The 18171-nt window shown below is 67.7% G+C and carries 20 protein-coding genes and 1 pseudogene; 8 read left to right on the top strand and 13 right to left on the bottom strand.

The annotated features are described in order from the left end of the window. Window positions 1-2: 2 nt before the first annotated feature. From AB0I67_RS41105 to AB0I67_RS41115, 3 genes are all read left to right on the top strand, one after another. Window positions 3-767: a 4'-phosphopantetheinyl transferase superfamily protein gene (locus tag AB0I67_RS41105; protein WP_357936035.1), complete on the top strand. Its 765-nt coding sequence runs from the start codon at window positions 3-5 to the stop codon at window positions 765-767. A gap of 247 nt (window positions 768-1014) precedes the next feature. After that, window positions 1015-1320, top strand: a complete 306-nt coding sequence (locus AB0I67_RS41110) for a hypothetical protein (RefSeq protein WP_357936037.1) — start codon at window positions 1015-1017, stop codon at window positions 1318-1320. Window positions 1321-1351: 31 nt separating this feature from the next. Beyond that, on the top strand, window positions 1352-1570 hold the full coding sequence (locus AB0I67_RS41115; protein ID WP_357936040.1) for a hypothetical protein: 219 nt from the start codon (window positions 1352-1354) through the stop codon (window positions 1568-1570). Window positions 1571-1710: 140 nt separating this feature from the next. Here the strand turns inward: AB0I67_RS41115 and AB0I67_RS41120 are convergent, their stop codons facing one another. Genes AB0I67_RS41120 through AB0I67_RS41130 form a run of 3 tightly spaced genes read right to left on the bottom strand, consistent with a single transcriptional unit; the run spans window position 1711 to window position 4086 of the window. Next, window positions 1711-2004, bottom strand: a complete 294-nt coding sequence (locus AB0I67_RS41120) for a hypothetical protein (RefSeq protein ID WP_357936043.1) — start codon at window positions 2002-2004, stop codon at window positions 1711-1713. Beyond that, window positions 2004-3251, bottom strand: a complete 1248-nt coding sequence (gene nuoH / locus AB0I67_RS41125; RefSeq protein ID WP_357936046.1) for an NADH-quinone oxidoreductase subunit NuoH — start codon at window positions 3249-3251, stop codon at window positions 2004-2006. The genes AB0I67_RS41120 and nuoH overlap by 1 nt, the downstream gene beginning before the upstream one ends. 58 nt (window positions 3252-3309) lie before the next feature. Next, window positions 3310-4086, bottom strand: coding sequence for a helix-turn-helix transcriptional regulator (locus AB0I67_RS41130; RefSeq protein ID WP_357936049.1), 777 nt, complete (start codon window positions 4084-4086; stop codon window positions 3310-3312). Window positions 4087-4844: 758 nt separating this feature from the next. On the opposite strand from AB0I67_RS41130, the pseudogene AB0I67_RS41135 reads away from it, so the two are divergent. Further along, window positions 4845-4973, top strand: a pseudogene (locus AB0I67_RS41135) (transposase); the annotation flags it as partial. Here the strand turns inward: AB0I67_RS41135 and AB0I67_RS41140 are convergent. The 4 genes from AB0I67_RS41140 to AB0I67_RS41155 all read right to left on the bottom strand — a co-directional run bounded on the left by AB0I67_RS41140 (window position 4921) and on the right by AB0I67_RS41155 (window position 7879). Next, entirely contained in the window at window positions 4921-5367 is a 447-nt protein-coding gene (locus AB0I67_RS41140) for a nucleoside monophosphate kinase (protein ID WP_357936085.1), read from the bottom strand. The pseudogene AB0I67_RS41135 and the gene AB0I67_RS41140 sit on opposite strands and share 53 nt — an antisense overlap. Beyond that, on the bottom strand, window positions 5301-5465 hold the full coding sequence (locus tag AB0I67_RS41145) for a hypothetical protein (RefSeq protein ID WP_357936052.1): 165 nt from the start codon (window positions 5463-5465) through the stop codon (window positions 5301-5303). The genes AB0I67_RS41140 and AB0I67_RS41145 overlap by 67 nt, the downstream gene beginning before the upstream one ends. Before the next feature lie 19 nt (window positions 5466-5484). Next, on the bottom strand, window positions 5485-7002 hold the full coding sequence (locus AB0I67_RS41150; RefSeq protein ID WP_357936055.1) for a N,N-dimethylformamidase beta subunit family domain-containing protein: 1518 nt from the start codon (window positions 7000-7002) through the stop codon (window positions 5485-5487). Between the two features lie 580 nt (window positions 7003-7582). After that, entirely contained in the window at window positions 7583-7879 is a 297-nt protein-coding gene (locus AB0I67_RS41155) for a DUF4287 domain-containing protein (RefSeq protein ID WP_357936058.1), read from the bottom strand. A gap of 716 nt (window positions 7880-8595) precedes the next feature. On the opposite strand from AB0I67_RS41155, the gene AB0I67_RS41160 reads away from it, so the two are divergent. Together AB0I67_RS41160 and AB0I67_RS41165 are read left to right on the top strand one after the other, a co-directional pair. Continuing rightward, the gene (locus tag AB0I67_RS41160; RefSeq protein ID WP_357936061.1) at window positions 8596-8763 is read left to right on the top strand and encodes a hypothetical protein; all 168 of its coding nucleotides are present in this window, start codon (window positions 8596-8598) and stop codon (window positions 8761-8763) included. Window positions 8764-8798: 35 nt separating this feature from the next. Beyond that, window positions 8799-9065, top strand: a complete 267-nt coding sequence (locus AB0I67_RS41165; RefSeq protein WP_357936064.1) for a Tn3 family transposase — start codon at window positions 8799-8801, stop codon at window positions 9063-9065. A gap of 178 nt (window positions 9066-9243) precedes the next feature. On the opposite strand, the gene AB0I67_RS41170 is transcribed toward AB0I67_RS41165, so the two are convergent. From AB0I67_RS41170 to AB0I67_RS41185, 4 genes are read right to left on the bottom strand one after another with little or no spacing between them, the layout of a single operon-like run. Further along, complete coding sequence (locus tag AB0I67_RS41170) at window positions 9244-9897, bottom strand: response regulator transcription factor (RefSeq protein WP_357936067.1); 654 nt, start codon at window positions 9895-9897, stop codon at window positions 9244-9246. Continuing rightward, window positions 9894-11132, bottom strand: a complete 1239-nt coding sequence (locus AB0I67_RS41175; protein ID WP_357936069.1) for a sensor histidine kinase — start codon at window positions 11130-11132, stop codon at window positions 9894-9896. The genes AB0I67_RS41170 and AB0I67_RS41175 overlap by 4 nt, the downstream gene beginning before the upstream one ends. Before the next feature lie 35 nt (window positions 11133-11167). Beyond that, the gene (locus tag AB0I67_RS41180) at window positions 11168-11953 is read right to left on the bottom strand and encodes an ABC transporter permease (protein ID WP_357936071.1); all 786 of its coding nucleotides are present in this window, start codon (window positions 11951-11953) and stop codon (window positions 11168-11170) included. A 31-nt stretch (window positions 11954-11984) separates the two neighbouring features. Continuing rightward, entirely contained in the window at window positions 11985-12902 is a 918-nt protein-coding gene (locus AB0I67_RS41185; protein ID WP_357936074.1) for an ABC transporter ATP-binding protein, read from the bottom strand. Between the two features lie 941 nt (window positions 12903-13843). Between AB0I67_RS41185 and AB0I67_RS41190 the strand changes: the two genes are divergently transcribed. Both AB0I67_RS41190 and AB0I67_RS41195 read left to right on the top strand, forming a co-directional pair. Continuing rightward, on the top strand, window positions 13844-14437 hold the full coding sequence (locus AB0I67_RS41190; RefSeq protein WP_357936077.1) for a hypothetical protein: 594 nt from the start codon (window positions 13844-13846) through the stop codon (window positions 14435-14437). A 734-nt stretch (window positions 14438-15171) separates the two neighbouring features. Continuing rightward, window positions 15172-15783, top strand: a complete 612-nt coding sequence (locus tag AB0I67_RS41195) for a DUF6461 domain-containing protein (protein WP_357936079.1) — start codon at window positions 15172-15174, stop codon at window positions 15781-15783. A 411-nt stretch (window positions 15784-16194) separates the two neighbouring features. On the opposite strand, the gene AB0I67_RS41200 is transcribed toward AB0I67_RS41195, so the two are convergent. Together AB0I67_RS41200 and AB0I67_RS41205 are read right to left on the bottom strand one after the other, a co-directional pair. Next, complete coding sequence (locus AB0I67_RS41200; protein WP_357936082.1) at window positions 16195-16980, bottom strand: hypothetical protein; 786 nt, start codon at window positions 16978-16980, stop codon at window positions 16195-16197. A 625-nt stretch (window positions 16981-17605) separates the two neighbouring features. Further along, window positions 17606-17902, bottom strand: a complete 297-nt coding sequence (locus AB0I67_RS41205) for a hypothetical protein (RefSeq protein ID WP_357936084.1) — start codon at window positions 17900-17902, stop codon at window positions 17606-17608. Window positions 17903-18171: the final 269 nt, after the last annotated feature.

An 18171-nucleotide genomic window follows, 5' to 3' on the forward strand; every position in this document is an offset into this window, starting at 1 on the left:
CCATGCTGTCGCCCCGCCCGGCCGACTCCGTGCTGCCACCGCGCCAGGCGGGCTCCGTGCTCCCGCCGCGCACGGTCGAGGTTTGGCGGGCGCCCGCCGGCCCGGCCGGTGGGCTCGCATTGCTCAGCGCCGACGAGCTGGCCCGTCACGGGCGGTTCCGGCGGGCGGAGGATCGCGACCGGTTCGCCCGGGCGTGGACCCTGGTGCGCCTGGTGCTCGGCGAACTGCTCGGCCGCGACCCGGCCGCGCTCGCCTTCGACCGGACCTGCCGCCTTTGCGGAGGGCCGCACGGCAAACCTCGCCTGACCGGGCCGGAGGGGCCGCGCCTGGACTTCTCCCTCAGCCACTCCGGCGGTGAGGTCATCGCCGCCTTCTGCTCCGGCGCCGAGGTCGGAGTGGACATCGAGCAGGTCGGCCGCCGGCTGGACGTCCGGACCGTGGCACCGACGGTCCTGTCCGAGACCGAGCTTTCGGAGCTGACGCGGCTGGGGTGGGGGGCAGGCGACTTCCTCACCTGGTGGACGCGGAAGGAAGCAGTGCTGAAGGCGACCGGCCACGGCCTGGCCGTGGAACTCGCGGCCGTGGAGGTCAGCGGGCCGTACGAGGATCCGCAGGTGCGGGGGCTGCCACCCGAACTGGGTGATCCGGCCGACTACACCCTGCACGCGCTCGACGTCGGACCGACCGCTCGCGCTGCTCTCGCCGTCCGCGGTCCTCTCAGTACGGTGACCGTCCACGACGGGTCGACGCTGCTCATCCCCGGGTGAGCGCACGTTCGTCGAGGGCGCGCAGGCGGTGAGGTGCGCATCGACGACACCACCCTGTACCGAGGCGGACGGCAAGGCACTGGGACAGAAGTGCCCAAGCTGCGGCGTACTCGAGCAGCCAGCACGGCTCCTGGAGATACCAGATCGAGTTGCCCCACCCTGGAGGGAAAGCGCCGGGAAGTGGGGTCGCCACCGAGCTGTTGGCGCAGGTGCGAGACCTGGTGGCGCTGGCCGCCCATCCGCCGAGGTGCTGGTCCGCAACCAGATTGCGGACCTGATCAAGCGAAATGTGGCCGAGACCGCTGCGCTGCCCGCCGTCGAGGTGGTGTACCACCGCCTCCGGACGCGGCAGTACCTGACCCAACCTGTGACGATCGCGCAGCGGCTGGAGGAGTTCCGCACGGGCAAGATCGAGGAGTCCGCCCAGCGCTCCCTCAAGGGCCACATCCGGGCAACGCTGCGGCATGCGCTGAACATGGCCATCCGCCAGGACCGGCTGATCGGCTTCAACCCGGCGGGCCGTGCTGGAGATGCCGACCAACTCCACCAGTGAGGCCTCCGATCCCCGCACGTGGCTCGCCTCGATGAGCCTGAACGAGTGGCGCAAGAGGTTCGCCGCCTCGGCGTCAGAGACGCTCGATCTCCTGGACCGCGCGCGCATCCGCAGCCGAAGCCTGCTCCGGATGCTGCTGGAGACCTCGCACGCCGAGATCGAGGTCGACCTGGCGCCCCATGGACAGATCGACGACGTCACGCGCCTGGAGATGCTGACACTGCCAGATCATCCGACCCTGCTCCCCTAGCGACCGTGCGATCCGCCGCTCACGCAGACATGGCTATGGTCCTCGACAACAGGTCTGGAACTGGCCCTCACACTCGACGGTCCCACCCTCCAGATCTCGGCACTCGTCGAAGGCGGCTGATTCAGGGCCGGGCCATCCCCTCAGATCAGGCGGTGTTCGACCTCGTGGGAGAAGGCGAAGGTCTTCACCGGGCTCACCTGCTTCCGGGGCCAGCAGGTGGGCGCGCAGCTGCAGCACGTCCTCGATGTGGTCGTCGACGGCCGCGATCGCGCGCGCAGCGGGCCGGTGCAGTGCCCAGGGCCCCAGCCGGTGACGGTGACGGCGGCCTCGGCGGGGTCGTTGCCGAGCACGTAGCCGGCGGCCACCTCCTGGTGCCACCCGCGGCCCGGCTCGCCGAACGGCGGGCCACCCTGGTCAGCGCCCGGGTGACGCATCAGCGGCCGTGATAGTGCGGTAGATCGAGCGGTGGCACCGGGAAGCCGCCTGCGGTCGGCTCTTCGCCGAGCTCCTTGAACTCAGCGTCCACCTGTGCCTTCCTGGCTTCCCTTCGCCGCTGGCCGACGGTGTCGAACCGCATCCAGATGGCCAGCACGCCGACGGCGATGACGACCCCGAGCGTGATGGAGACGGTTCCCGGGCTCTGCGTGATTGTGCGGACGGCGGCGACGAGGAGGATCCAGCCCAGGCTGACCGGGATGAGGACCTTCCAGCCCAAGGACATGAGCTGGTCGTACCGCACGCGGGGCAGCGAGGCGCGGACCCAGATGATGAAGCAGAACGTCAGCACGAACTTGATGAAGAACCAGAGCATCGGCCACCAGCCCTCGTTCGCGCCCGCCCACAGCGAGATCGGGAACGGCGCCCGCCAGCCCCCCATGAACAGGGTGACCGCGATGCCGGAGGCAGTGAACGTGTGCAGGTACTCGCCCATCATGATCAGAGCGAACTTCAGCGACGAGGAGTACTCCGTCTGGAACCCGCCGACCAGCTCACCCTCACCCTCGGGCAGGTCGAACGGAATCCGCGCCGCCTCGCCGAACATGCAGACCACATACACCAGGAACGACGGCAGCAGCATGATGCCGTACCACAGCGACGTCTGCGCGTTCACGATCTCCGAGGTCGACAGCGTCCCGGCGAAGAGGAAGACGGCCACGAACGACAGGCCCATCGCGATCTCGTAGGAGACCACCTGCGCCACCGAACGCAAACCACCGAGCAGTGCGTACGGCGAGCGCGACGACCACCCGGCCAGCACCAGCCCGTACACCGAGATGGCCCCCATCGCCAGCGTGAACAACACCGCCACCGGCAGATCGACCAGTTGCAACGGAGTCTGGTGCCCGAACATCCACACCTTCGGCCCGAACGGCACGATCGAGAACGCCACGAACGCCGGAACCACCATGATGACCGGAGCCAGCAGGTACAGCATCTTGTCCACGGTGTTGGGGAAGAGATCCTCCTTCAACCCCATCTTGATCGCGTCCGCCACCGACTGCAGGATCCCGAAGGGTCCCGCCCGGTTGGGTCCGATGCGGTTCTGCATCCTGGCGATGAGCTTGCGCTCGAACCAGACGCCGAACACGACCCCCAGCGACAGGAAGAGAAACAGGAACACCGCCTTGACGATGGTGATCCCCAGCGGATCCCTGCCGAAGTCGGCGAGCGTGACTCCCATGACGTGCTGCCCCTTCCCGCTCCCGGGCACGGCGTTCGGCCGGGAGCGGAAGGTCACGCTATTCGGCGAGCCGCCCGGTGTCTTGAACGAATGCGAACAGCTGTGCGGGCGTCAGCCCCGACATCGCCCTGATCTCCCGGCTGAGATGCGGCTGGTCGGCGAAACCGCAGCTCAGGGCCGCGTCCAGGGTGGCTGACGGGCGGCGCCAACTGTCCACGGTCCGCTGGAAGCGGGCGATCCTGGCGACGGTCTTGGGTGACAAACCCACCACTCTGCGGAATCCGAGCTCGACGTACCGCCTGCTGACACCGAGCTCGGCGGCGAGGCCCGCGATCGTGCGCGGACAGTCCGGGGCCTGCAGCCGCCACCAGGCGCGCATGATCAGGTGGTCGCGTCCCGGGCCGGGGCACAGCCACGCCGTCAAGCGCTCCCACAGCAGGGCGAAGCGCTCATCCCAGCTCGCTGACTCGCCCAGCCGCCCCGCCAGCTCCTCCGCCCGGACGCCCAGGAGGTCAGCGAGCGCCACGGTCGCCCCGGCCACCTCCCGGACCGGCGCGCCCGTCAACGCGGACATCCCGGCGGGAGTGAGCCCGACCGCCATTCCGTGACGCCACGGCGTGCGAACCGCGAACGCCGCGGTGGCGCGCGGGCCAGTGACGATCGGGCTCATCCCCGTGAAGTCGACGATCAAGGTGGCCGCGTTGAGCGGCAGCATCCGCGCGTCTTCCGCCATCCACGTCCGGAACCCCGCCGCCCCCAGCGCGTACGGGCGCAGGTGCGGCGGCGACCGCCGCACGATCATCTCGTACGGCTCAGCCTGCCCCAGCGCGGGCACCGAGTGGATCATGCCGCGGCCGGCAGGAACATGGCGCGTGCCTGACCAACCATAGATAGCGCGTCAAACACGTTCTGAATCCTCCATGTGCCTAACATGCCTGACACTCCAACAGCACCGAGCCAACCCGCTCAAGGTCGGCCGAGACCTTCTCGCGTTTCCCCTGCTACTTGCCGCGCAGGTAGGCGTGCACGTCTCCGGCTTCCTTGATCGAGTCCTTGATCGGGTCCTTGCTGGAGCCGGCGTTGGGCAGGCCGTCGAGCGCAGCGAGTCGCCGCACGACGGCGTCGGCGCGTTCGGCCGCATCGCTCGCGCCTTGCTGTAGGCGAGGCAGCGCAGTTCGTGCGAGGCGAGGGTGGTCCCGCCGTACGGCAGGCCGGTGACCATGGTGACCTCGGGGGCCTCGACGGCGACTCGCCATGATTCACCTGGCCGGGACTTGTTCCACGCCCATCCCAAGCTGAAACCGGACCGCCATCGCCAGTAAATCTGGCAAGCCATGGGGTCCACTGCAGGCCCGTACTCGGCGGACTCGTCAATGAGTACCAGATGGCCAGCTGACGCTACCAAGAATCGGCAGGTCAGACATCGAATCTTGTTTTTGAGCCCCACAGCACTTGCTCATCATACGTCTCTGATCTCCCGTGGCAGGCCTGGTGTTAGCGAAGATCGTTCATGTATGGCTGACGACTGGCTCGCGTGCGGCCAAGGTGTCCGAATCCCCCGCAGCGCTACGCCTCGGACCCGACCGACGCCCCATGGGTCCTCATCGAGCCTCTGCTTCCGAACCCAACAGCGGCGGGCGGCCGGAGAAACAGTCGCGCCGGGAGATCGTCAACGCCCTCCTGTATGTAGTCCGGTCCGGTTGCCCGTGGCGGTACCGGCCCCACCGATCTTCTCCCCTGGCAGACCGTGTACGGGCACTTCCAGCAGCGGGAGCAGGTCGGTGTGACCGAGGCCTTGCCGCGCTACCTGCGTATCAGACCCGAGCCGGCGGCGGCCATCATCGACTCCCAAAGCGTCTAGGACTCTGGCACCGTCGGGCGTGACAGCCCCGGCTACGCGAGCCGGCAGGGCCGCGACGGCGCCAAGACCGCGCTGCTGTCGGCGTATCTGACAGCGGGCGCGCGGGAAGCCGTCGATGATGAAGCCGTAGTTCCAGTCATGCTGCTCCAGCCGGTCGCGGACGACCTTCTCCACGTGGCCGTCACCGATCAGCTCGCCGGCAGCCACGGTACGGCGGGCCGGCGCGCCCAGTGCGTGTGGTTCTGCAGGTGCCAGCGGAAGATGGTCGCCGACGTTGAAGGGGACGAGGCCGGGAGCGCGCTCTGCGCTCCCTCGCCGCCGCCCTGAACGCCGATGACGATGTGGTTCCGCATGCTCGACGAAAGCGTCCGGTCACCTGCGGTTCGCGCGGCGCGCCATTCGCTCCATGAGGTTGGCGGTGGCCTTCCTGATCCGCGCGTCGGTCAGCAACGCCGGGGTCCAGCCGAGGGTGCCCGCGTTGAACACCCAGGCTCCGCTGGGCGCCCGATACAGGCTCGTGCGCTGGACGGTGCCGCCTTGCGTCGTGGCGACCGGTGACTCCGACAGGAACCAGCCGCGCGCCGCCGGGCGCGGCATGCGGGGGGCCAGGCCGTCGGCCTCGCCGACGACGAGGCCTTTGAGCGCGTCGCCGTCGCGCACACCCGTGCCCTTCCAGAACCAGTGCCGCGACTCGCGGACGATCAACGGCGCCTGGCCGGTGACGATGCCCAGATACTGGGTGCCCAGCAGCCGCTGCTCGGCATGCTCGCCCTTGCCGCCCAGCACCCGCCAGGTGCTGGTGCCGAGCCCTCCCCCGGGATCGGGATCGGTCTTGAAGCACGTGAGATCGGGGCGGTCGCCGCCGCCCAGCCGTACCCGCCAGTAGACGTTGTTGGCGGCCATGAACGCCACGCTGACTCCGGACGTGATCGCGCGTTCCACGGCGTGCCGCATGGGGCTCGACCAGTACTCGTCGTGCCCGCTGAAGACGAGCGCCCGGTGACGGGCCGGCCGTACCCGGCCCGCGTGCAGATCGAGGCTGGTGGCGTACGACAGGTCGAGGCCCATGGACTCGGCCCACCGGATGAAGGCCAGATCCAGGTGGAATCCCGACGGCAGCCCGTGCCAGGCGTACGGCCGCTCGAAGGAGACGGTCCTGGCCCTGGCCGGGTAGTGCAGGACGTACTTCTTTCCCGGGATCGGCTTGCCCTGGTACACCACGCCGTCCGGAGCCGGGCGGTCGAGCGCGGCGATGTCGGTGGCCCGCACGTAGCCGTAGTAGAGACTGGCCCCGAGCACGCCGTTGGCCGGGAACAGGTTGTACGCCTGGTAGGTGGTGAAGGGCAGCACGACCAGGTACGCGCTTCTGGCCCGGTCGTCGCGCACCACGAAGGGCGTGTGCCCGCGGCGCCCGTGCGCGTCCACGAAGGACGCGACGTAGAGCCCGGAGGTCCACGACCGGGGGACGGTGAACCGCCAGGACGGTTTCCACCCACATCGGATAACGTTGTGCGGGCCTTTGCGCGGAACCGGCTGCGCACTCCCCTGCAGCACGGGACTGCGCATCATGAACCGCGCGCCGGCCCCCGCGTAATGGCCGATCCGGTACACCTCGACCCGGAACGGCAGCGCCCGGGAACCGGTCGAGACGTGGAAGGCGATGGACTCGCCCACATCGACGCTGGGAGAGGAGGGATACCCCTGGATGTCCCGGAGATCGTCGAAGGAGCGAAGGCCGTCGTCCCAACCGGGACTTCCGGGCCGCCGGTTCTCCCGCCGGACCGGCGACGGCTTGTTCGGGCCGGGAGCAAGGGGCGGAAAGGCCAGGCCGCCGATCGCCGCGAGCCCGCCGTGCAGCGCGGTTCGGCGGCTGAGACCGTGTATCTCCACTTCCTCATGATCACAGGGAAGTAGGGATTCAGCCGGTCATCGGGGTCGTGGCGGCGGCAAAGCTCGCCTCAAGACTCCACAAGGGCACAGCCGGGCCGCCTCACGTCGTGGTAACGGCTCGGGCCTCGGCCTTCGAAACGGACCCGTCGCGCCTCGGCTGGTGATCGCCAGTACGCGCACGACCCGACGCCCTCATGGCCGTCCGCCCGTTCCGAGGACTTCGCACCCCCGTGAGCTAGTCGAACCCGCTCAGGAGTCAATGCCTTCCCCGTGACGTCGAGTCGTCCTGCGACCGTGGTGGTGGCATCCAGATGCAGGTCGAGGCCGGTCGCGCAGATGCAGCCAGCGCGCTGACCAGCCGCCACGGTGAGCAAAGCTCCCCGCTGGTGAGCACGGCGTCCCCGCAGGAGGCACGGAGTTCGGCCGCGGACTGCACGGCTACATCCCCATCATCATGGCGGCAACATCATCGAGACCGGCACCCAGTCCTACCGGCTGGCCAAAATCCAAGCACAGAACGCCGCGACCAGCCAGAACGCCGCTGCAAGCTGACCCAGCCCCGCTCCTCCCACGCCGGTGTTCAGCTCGGCTGAGGCTTACTCGCTTTCCCGTCCAGCCACAGCGTGTCGGACTCGTCCCGGTGGGAGCCAACACTGCCGACATGCTTGGCGTCGATCTTCGGCCCCTTCTTGATCACGTGCACCAGCGCCATCGCGTGCCCGCGCCCCAGGTCATAGTCCTGCTTCAGCCACTCGACGATCGCCCCCGCCTTCGTGGATGGGTCATCGAAGCCGCGCTCCTTCGCCAACGCGATGAACTGCCGGGGCGTCAGCCCGGTCTTGTCCTCGATGTTGTCCAGGTACGCCTGGAACGACATAACTCTCTCCACTCATCAGGGGATGTTTCAGCCATAGTGTCCCATTGATGACCACTTGCGCGCCTAAGGGGTCTCGTCGCCCGCACTCAGGATGTGTCCCTAGCCATTTCAGCCCCTGCTCGGACAGCGGCTCATCTCGCACGGCCAGAGGAGCAGATCAAGATGGAGCGCCCGGAGGCGAAGCCGAGGACGAACGATCTTTACCTGCGACGGAGGACGCACCACCACCGCGACTGCCGAGGAGGGTAATGGCGATCCCAGTCCTGTTACTTCTCACCGACATCCTCATCCCGCATCGCCCACAGGCGCTGTACAAATTGACCGACAAACGCTGCTACTCATCGCCGACGAAATCACGCGGGGCGTTCGGGGATGAGTCCGGCGCTCGCCGCCTCGATAACGCAACCGGGATGTTTCTGCAGGTCGCGTTGCTCGCTAACCGTTCTGCTGTCAGGCCGCCTGGTGGCCAGGCAGACCCCCATTCCGGTCCGGGTCACCAGCCGCAAAGTAGCGCTCTGTAACCAATGTTGTGCGATTTGGCCAGAGATTCCATTGCGAGCCTGGCCGCAAAGCAACAAAGCGTTATACCCGTGGCGTGTTACGTCGATCATACGTGCGGCATACCAGGCGCTAGCCGGGTGATTACAACATCGGCTCGGCCCGACTGTACCGGCCGGAGCCTGACCGAGGGCGAGGTTTGGGCACAGTTAGACAGCGTGTGGTCGGGCAAGACGAGCGACTTCGAATTGATCGCCAACCAGTACGATCAGATGATCGAGTACACGACGGCGCTACGGCTGGACACCGCCGAGACCCATCAGATGCTGCGCCGCGAAATTCACGAGGGCCTGAACGTGGTGGAGAAGCTGGAACTCGGCCAATAAGGACATCTTGTACGGCAAGGCCGATGATCTGACTGGTGACGATCGTGAGCATGTCGAGGTCTCCGCACTGGCCCTTCACCTGGACAACGGCGATCGTCTATCTGAACACCAGGACGGTACAGATCGTCCTGGCCGAGCCGAAGTGGCGAAAAAGCGCACCGACGCCGACTCGGCGCGCCCTGTCGGCTCTGTTCTGGTCCCATCTGAACCTGTACGGCGGGTTCGAGCGCGACATGAGCAAACAACTCGACCTCGGGCCGGGGCGGAGCACCGAGGGCCACCGGTCAGATGACCCGCTATGAGCGACGAGCGATCTTGGGGAGGGCGTGCGGCGGCATCCCCCGCCGCCTGTCTCGCAGCCGTAGAAAGACGCTCTCAGGCAGGATAGGGGCGAACATCTGCGCGAACAGGAGGGTGACGGCGATCAGCGCCGCCCACACGCCATCTTCCGATTCAACACCTGAGCGGAAAGTCCGCGGGTCAAGGCTGTCCGGGCGTCCGCGGAATGAGCAGCCCGCGGTTGAACGCCTCGGTGACGGCGGCGGCGCGGTCGTTCACCCCAAGCTTGGTGTAGATGTTCAGCAGGTGGGACTTGACAGTGGCCTCCGTGATGAACAGCCGGACGGCCGCCTCGCGGTTGGTGTTCCCGGCCGCCACAAGTTCGAGGACTTCCAGCTCGCGGGGGCTGAGCAGCTGCGGCGCGGGTGCCCGCATCCGGTTCATCAGCCGAGCCGCCACCGAGGGAGACAGCACGCTCTCGCCCCTGGCCGCGGCCCGCGCACCACGCAGCAGGTCCTCCCGGAGGGAGTCCTTGAGCAGATAGCCGGTCGCGCCCGCCTCGATCGCCGGCAGCACGTCGGTGTCGGAATCGTAGGTCGTCAGCACCAGCACGCGCGCGGTGACGCCGAGTCGGGTCAACTCGGTGATCGCGGCCAGCCCGTCCATGCCCGGCATACGCAGATCCATCAGAATTACGTCGGGCCGCAGTTCCTGGGCCAGCCGCACCGCGTCAGCGCCATCAGAGGCCGCGCCCAGCACCTCGAATCCGGGCGCGGAAGCGAACATACTGCTCAGCCCATCCCGGACAACAGGGTGGTCGTCGGCGATCAGCAGCCGGATCGGGGCGCCGGTCATGCGCCGCTCCCGGTCAGCGGACAAGGGATGCAGGCCGAGATGCCGGTGCCAGCGCCGGGCTCGGACTCGATACGCAGGCTGCCGGACAGCTCTTCCACGCGCTGCCGCATGATCGTCAGGCCGAAGCCGCCGGCCTCAAGGCGCGCCAGGTCGAAGCCCTTGCCGTCGTCGCGCACGTCTAGTGCCACCTCGTTCTCCAGGTAGGACAGCGTCACCCCGGCTCTGCTAGCGTGCGCGTGTTTGGCCACGTTGGCCAGCGCCTCCTGTGCAGTCCGCAACAGCGCGAACTCGGCCTCCGTTGTCAGCGGGCGCGCCGTGCCGGTCGTCGTGACCTGGACGGCGATCCCGTGCAGCTTCGACCACCGGTCGGTGACGTCGGCGAGTGCGTCGCTCAGGCGCGCGGTCTGCAGCGGTTCGGGCCGCAGTGCGTCGACCGAGCGCCGTGCCTCGGCCAGGCTTTCCCTGGCCAGGTTCTTGACGGCGTTGAAGGGCCGGCGCCACGGCGCTGGGACCTCGTGCATCTGCTCGGCCGCCTGGAGTTGCGCGATGATGCCGGTGAGTCCCTGCGCCAGGGTGTCATGGATCTCGCGAGCCATCCGCTGGCGCTCGTCGAGCACGCCCGCCTCCCTGGCCTGGGCGAGCAGCTGGGCATGCAGGCCGGCGTTTTCGGCGAGCGAGGCCTCGAGCAGCCGGTTCGTCCGGCTCAGCTCTTCGAGGGTCTGCTCGCGCCGCTCCTCCTCCTGCTCGGCGAGTCGCAGGACCCAGGCGCAGCCGCACATCATGGCGATGTTGAAGGCGACGATGATCCCGTACATTGCCAGGCCCAGCACGTCCGTTTTGGGGAGACCGGATGCCTGCGCCGTACCGGCCAGGACCGCCGCGGCGGCCACGCCCAGCAGCCGCCACGGCCAGCGCAGCACCGTGAAGGAGTAGATGTAGGCGGCAGGGGTGAAGAGCCCGAAAACCGGGTGACGGGCCACCAGGACCGCGGTGATCACAAGTAGTCCCGCGACGAACATCCCCATGATCCATGGCTGGTCCCACCAGCCGGGACGCAGGGTGAACATGCCGAGCATCCACGCGGCCGCCAGCCCGCACAGGCCGAGGTCGATGAGCAGGGCGCCGCCCGACCAGTCCTCCACGATCATCAAGATCACGACGAGGAGCGCCAGCAGCGCGTACGGCACCACGTTGACCAGAAGGAACGGCGGCTGCTGCGAAATCTTCCTGCTCAAAACTCCCTCTCCCCACGAGATTCTATTCCCGGCGCCTACTCCCAGCGGAACCAGCGGACCGCGATGAACGCGCACACCGTCGCATAGGCCGCCAGGGTCAGCAGCGGCACGGCGGACGGAAAGTGACCCACGTACGCGTCCTGGAACGCCCCCATGCCCGCGCCGAGCGGGGTGTAGTGGGCGATGTCTGCCAGCAGCGGCGGCATCTGCGAGATCGGCACCCAGAGTCCGGCGAAGAACATCATCGGGAAGAACAGCACCGTGCCGATCGCGGTGGCCGGGGCACGCCCGGGCGCGAGCGCGGTGATCAGCAGGCCGATCGAGAGCAGCGCGGCCGCCGCGAGCAGCCAGGCGAGGGCGAAACCGAGAAGGTGCTTCGGCAGGTCGACGTCGAAGCCGAACCAGGCCACCGCGAGGAACAGGACCATCGCGACGACCGCGATGACGAAGTTGGCCACGAGCTGGGCGGCGAGCACGCGGGCCGGGCCGACCGGCGTGGTCCGCATGCGCCGCAGCACGCCGTTCTCCCGGTATCCCGCGAGCGTGGTCGGCAGGGAGGCCGTGGCCAGGATGGCCAGATTGAACAGGATCAGAACAGGGACGTACAGGTCGAAGTACGTCAGGCCGCCGCCGCCCTCCACGGGCTCGCGCAGATCGGAGACGCTGCCGAGGACGATCAACAGGACCAGCGGGAAGCCGATACCCCAGAGGGGGGCGACCTTGTCTCGGACGCACAACGTGCTCTCGGCTTTGATGAGCCGCCACGTCGCGGAACCTAGCCCGGCGGTGACGGGGGGTGCGGTGGTGCGCAGGGCTGACATGGGTATGAGGTCCTCTCTCTGTGATGTGTTATCAGGGGCCGGGTTCGAGGCGCTTGCCGGTCAGCTGGACGAACGCGTCCTCGAGGCTTGCCCGCTCGACGCGCAGCTGTTCGGCCACGATCTGGTAGCGGGCCAGCACGGTGGTGACGGCGTTGAGTGCGTTGTCGTTGCCGTTGACGATGACCAGCTCGCCCCGGCGGGTGACGCCCGAGACGTCGGGCAGGCTCGTCAACAGCCGGTCGTCCATCGGCCTGGACGGGCGGAACTGGATCCGCTGCTCGATGCGCGCCCGCTCGGTTAGACCGGTCGGCGTGTCCACCATGACGACGCGGCCGGCGTCGATCAGCGCGAGCCGGTCGCACAGCCGCTCGGCCTCCTCCATGAAATGAGTGACCAGCACGATCGTCACCCCGCGAGAGCGCACGCCCTCGATCAGGTCCCAGGTGTCGCGTCGGGCCTGCGGGTCGAGACCGGTGGTGAGCTCGTCGAGGATCGCCACCCTCGGGCTGCCGATGAGCGCCAGCGCGATCGAGAGCCGTTGTACCTGGCCGCCGGACAGCTTGCCGTACCTGGTCTTGGCCTTGTCCGCCAGGCCGAGGCCGTCCAGCAGCACACGCCAGTCGGCGGGCTCGGGGTAGAAGGAGCTGTAGAGCTCCAGGGCCTCGGCGACCTGTAGCCGCTCGGGGAGGTGGCCGGCTTGCAACTGGACGCCGAGCCGCCGGGTCAGCTCGGCATGGTCTCGAAGAGGGTCGAGCCCGAGCACCCTGATCTCACCGCGATCCGGCATGCGGAGGCCCTCGATGCACTCCACGGTCGTCGTCTTGCCGGCGCCGTTCGGGCCGAGGATGCCGAAGATCTCACCCTCCTGAACGGTGAGCGAGACATCGTCGACCGCGACCTTGTCCTCATAGCGCTTGTGGAGGTTGCGTACCTCGATCACTGGTGGCATGCCTGTCCTTCCGGCGAGGTGCTGTGGCTCCTCAGCCTGCTATGACCAGCGCTTTTCGGGCATCGACCAGTGGTCGGGACCTGGCGATCCACCGATCGGTGGATCGCTGTCCGCCAGGCGACGGACACCATGAGGTGGCGAGACTGGGCTGATGACGAGTAAGGCCGATGGGCGCGAGGCAGCGAGGGCCGTAACGATCAGTAGACAGCCGGGCACGGTGACTGATGAGGGCGGCGTGTGCGGATCTCCCAGGCGATCTTGCGTCCGGTCTGCGGATGGGTCGCCAGAGGGTCTGACCGCCAGCCGCTTCCGGCGACTTCTCCGCCGGCGTGCCACCCGGCCGCGCGAGACAGGCGGGCGTACTGCACCTTGAGGTGGGGTGATCGTGGGACTCGCGGCGGTAGGAGCACTCCGGGTTGGCGACGTCGTGAGCGACGAATCGCGTCCCTACAGGGCTCACTATGGCGTGCCTGGTCCAGCCGCAGGCTGGACAGCGCAGGTCGAGACGCGGGCGCAGTCGGTGGACGCTTGATCAGGGCAGACCGTAGCTCAGGTCCTCGTGGGTGGCGTCGAGAAGGCCGATGTCGGACAGGCGGGCGGTGAGGGGCACCGGAGGACTCCCTCGCCGAGGCGGGCAGCCGCCGGCCTCCGAGAGTTGACCCCATCCCAAGCTGAAACCGGCCGCCCTTACCAGTCCATCTGGCAAGCCACTGGGTCCACCGCAGGCCCATACTCGGCGGTCTCGTCAACGAGTACCAGATCGCCAGCTGACGCTACCGAGGACCCGCAAGTCAGACATCGAGTCCTATTTTTGAGCCCGCAGGGGGCTATAGATAGATCTTCCTTTACTGTTGCTCCACACTCATATTGCCGACCGAAACATCAGGTATCGGACAGCGGGTAGCCGTGATGGGTGCAGGTTTGCCTGCATGAAGGGGTCCATGATGGTGAAGAGCGCGCGACCGCGGCCAGCGGACGACCAGTGGGAGCTTCTCTCCTCGCACGGCTTCTCAGAAGGGTTCGCCGGAACCTGGCTGGAGGGTGATGACGTCGAAGCCGTCGCCCGCCAGCTTCGAGCCGACCTGTCCAGCAGGCTCGACTGCGATCTCCAAGCAGCGTTGACCTGGTACGACCCCTTGTCCATAGGGGAGGAGGTCGTCTGGGTAGGGGAACACGCCCCGGGCTGGCTGCACATCATCGGTCTGCAAGGACCCGGTGTGGTGCCGACTCCGCTCAGTGAAGGAGGTCGCAGACTCTTCTTCTTGGAGTACAACTTCGAAGGAGTTCAGGGACTCTCCTACTGGCGTGATGGCCTAGGCAGAGGCCAGCACGGATGCGATGCCAACCTCGGGGGCGAGCTCGAGGACGTCTTCGCCGAACACGAGGTGTCCCCGACACGGGGAGGAAGCAAGCAAGAGGAGATGAACGATTACCTCCTGCTCCTCGGTCGTGTCACCGGCCGATTCATCGATCAAGACTGGTTCACCGGTCAACGAGCTCTCTTCCGTATTCCCGAAGGCGCGTGGAAATGGTGAAGGAGGTTGCGACGACACGTCGGCTTGTGCCCGGCTCTTTGACAACCGTCAACCAAGGTTCGGCCACCCACTGGCTTGCCGGTGCGGTCGCTCTTGCAGAACCAGCGCCCTGCACCGTCCCAGCTTGACTGTTCCTCACCTAACGGCAGCTTGTATCGGTCGCACGCCGCCGACATCCGCCCGCCCACCGACCACCGCCCCACCCCCGTGTTGGTCAGCGTCTCGCCACCGCTGCGTTCGTCGTCCAGCACGCCGAGCAAGGCGCACCCGCTGCCGGTCCGGCGACCGCGGCCAGCATGCTGGCGGGGCAAGCGCCCCCACTTGGACGTCAGCATCCGCATGAAATGGCCAAGCCGGGAGTATCAAGGATGCACGCCCCGCCTGGCGGAGACATCGCCCAGCTTCCAGCACTACGTGATCAAGAACAGCCGCGGCTTCGAGAGCGGGAAAGCCCTCGGCGCACAGCATCCATCGGCCAGTAACCGCCTGGAGGGTCTCGGCAAGCAGGCACGACACCACCGCGCAAGCCCGGGCGAGGATACGTTCCAGGCGAACCGCTTGTGGTCTGGAGTCCATGACGTTGTGGGCGGTTGACGCCCCCGGGCGATCGCCGAGGCCGCGACGCGGGAGCTCACGCGGGTGCCGGCGTTCGAGATCACGCCGGACCGGCTCGTGTCGATCATTGACTCGGGCACGCCGCGGTCGACAGCTCATCGGCAAAGGGAAACGATTCAATGCACTCGAAATCCTACTTTCACGACATCCTCTTCCGGATCGACCCGCACCTGACACACCACTTCGGCATCGCCTGGATCAGGGGCATCGATGTCGAGCAGAGCGCTCACCGCCTCGGTGCCCGCCTGGACCACGCCACCAGCGTGACGCTTGCCGATCCGTTGGAAGGCGCTGAGCTGGACCCGGCGTGGGGGGACTACTCAAGCGTTTATCTGATCGGTGAAGCGAATGAGGGCGACTGGACGATCTGCATGGAGGTCCAAGGGTGGCGCCTCATCGAGCCGGAGACTCTTTCCAGCCTCTCTCGCAATGGCGGGCAGGTCCTCGTGTTGGCGACCCATTTCAGCGACATCACCAAATTGTTCTGGGCGGAGGACGGCGGCCCGGCTAAGTGTGTGGACCTGTACGAGGCGCACCGGCTCTTCCCGCATCTCACTGACGGACTCCCCCTTCTCCATTCCACCATCGAGGACGTCGCCTGGGATGAAAGAGCTCCCGAAATCTTGTCGGAAGGTTTTGTCCTCGCGGGGCGCGTCACGGGAGAAGAGATCACCGAGGCCTGGCTTCGCCTGCATCACGAGCGGTACATCGTCGCGCATGACACGCCCTGAAGCTCCTCCGCACCGCGAGCGGTCCGCCCTGCTCGTGGACTATCTCCCGGTAGGGGGAACTGGCTTCATGGTCTCCGCAGCTCACCTTGCTGATGCCATGGCAGCGGCGAGGTGCCGTTGTGGCAGAGTCATGAGCGGGCGCACGCCTGGATCACCTTTTCCAGTCGGGGTCCGGTGGTTCAGGCTTAAGGGCACGGCGGGAGAAAACGGTGCGGACGGTCGGTGGTGGCACGGGGCCGCGGCACTCGGGCGGTGAGGCGGCGAAGGCACCGCCCTCGTCCCTCGGGTTACCTCATGCCCGGCGCGGGTGAGCACCTGGTGAAAGGCTGGAGCTCGGCGTCGAGGTCGACGCCGGCCATGTGCCCAACCAGCGCGACGTGGAAGTCACCGCGTTCAGCCCTGCGATCCCGGTCAGCCTGTCTGCACCTGGTTCTTCGGAGGGACCGTCACGCGGACCTTGCCTCCCCAGCCCGTGTAACGGGTGTCGATGGTGATGATGTCGTCGTTGACCAGGCTCTCCACCCAGTGCTCCTTGGCCGGGTGGGAGGTGACGAGCCGCTGGGGCAGGCCGTTCGTCCCCAGGGTGAGCTCGTACTGCAGCGTGCCGTCCTTGGGCTTGACGATCGTGGCGGCCCGGTACCAGGGTGACGCCCTCCAGAGGGCAGCCTCATCGACCGTGCCCTTGTACGTCCGGCCCGACCGCTCGCCATGCTTGATGAGAACCTGCAGCGTCGCAGGCTCGGCCGCGTTCACGGCCTGGCTGTACATGCCGCTCACCCCGCCGGGCATGGTGCGCTTGAGCTTGACCCAGCTCTTGCCCTCCTGCGTCGCACCGAACAGCTTGGAGCCCTTGGTGTAGCTGTACCTGCCGACGGTGATCGTGCGCTCGTCACCCAGCAGGTTATCGATGGCCTCGAACACGAGGCCGTCGTGCGGAATGTACATACTGCGCAGGTCGGCGGCGGCGACAGTTCCCGTGCCGCCCGCAACGGGCTTGCCGTACTGCAGCGCTCCGGTGCGCCGCAAAAAGGCCGTCTTGCCCTCCATGCTCAGGTACGACGTGACGTCCGTGACCTTGACTCCCTGCCCGGCGATCACCCGACTCTTGAGCGCCTTCACCGGGTCGGCGGGTGCGAGGGCGGCGGCGGGGGCGGCCGCGATGAACAGGACGACGGCTCCGGCGAGCCCGGCGATCAAGCGCTGCAACGAATTCCTCCTCAAGGGACAGGCCGGGAATCCTGACACATCTTGATCACGCCTCGGCAACGGGGCGGGCGGGGCTGCAGCTAAGACGCGGCGGTCGTCCAGGCGATCAGCAGACTGTCTCGGTCCGCCGGTGGTGCCGCGGCCGGGGAGGCGCTGTGACCGGGCTGGTCGAGGCCTATCCCCGGGCCGCTGCCCGGCCTGCAGGTATCCGGTCGATGACTGCGGCGCCGCCGTGCTTGCGGCGCCTTGGCTGTCGGCGCGCATGGAGGCGATCGAGGGTGTCGGAGGAGTTGCGGACGGCATGCGAAAGACGGCCGCTTACGTCACGAATGAAGGGCAGCACGTTCTCGACACCGACGCACCCTCCAGAATGGAGGAGGGGTTGGTTTGCCCAGCCCGCAGCGCAGGTTATTCGCCCCAGTAGTCGTCTGAGACCTGTTCAAGACAGATGCAGACGCTTAACTCCGAAATCGGAGTACAAAGTGAATAGCGTCCGTCGATCGGCATCATGAGCGTCGATTGTGTAGAACTCTGTGGCAGTCTCACTCACTGCGTACCTAGGCGCATGGAGGCAGCGTCCCGATGGGACCCCCATATCAGGCCCGCGAGCCTAGGGCTAGCAGTGACGAGGCCGGTCGGCCCGCACCACGCCCGCGCCCGGATGAGCGTGCTGTCGGGGCAGTTGTCGGCCGAGGCCCTCTACCCCGGGCACCAGCGCCTGGCCCGCCCTGGTCGACGACCTGGAGGAGTTCCTGCAGCGCCGCGAGACCCAGCTCGCCGAGGTCGCCACGGGGAAGGCGAGCGGGATGAGCGCCCCGGCCGGCTCAGCTCCCCAGAACCCGGTCGACGGTGCGGAGGCGCCGCTGCTGCACCCGTCCGCCGCCGCCACGCCCGCCGCCACGCCCGCCGCCACGCCCGCCTCCTCCGCCGGGGTGGTGGATCTGACCGCGCTGACCGGCGGCGCCGTCGTCGTCTCGAGCCCGCCGAAGCGCGGCGCCCCCGCGGCCGACGACGAGGCTGACGACGAGGCCGGCGACCACGGTGAGAAGACGGCGTGGGCGAGCTCATCCCGCTCGGCGCACTCCCGGTCGAGCTGCCGCCCAAGGGCACCTCTCCCCCGGCGCGCACCGCCACCGAGCTCGCCGCGCTGCTGCGCACCGCCGGCGCGGGCGAGCGGCTGCT

It is taken from the genome of Nonomuraea sp. NPDC050310 (assembly GCF_040655795.1).
In the GTDB taxonomy this organism is placed as follows: Bacteria; Actinomycetota; Actinomycetes; order Streptosporangiales; family Streptosporangiaceae; genus Nonomuraea.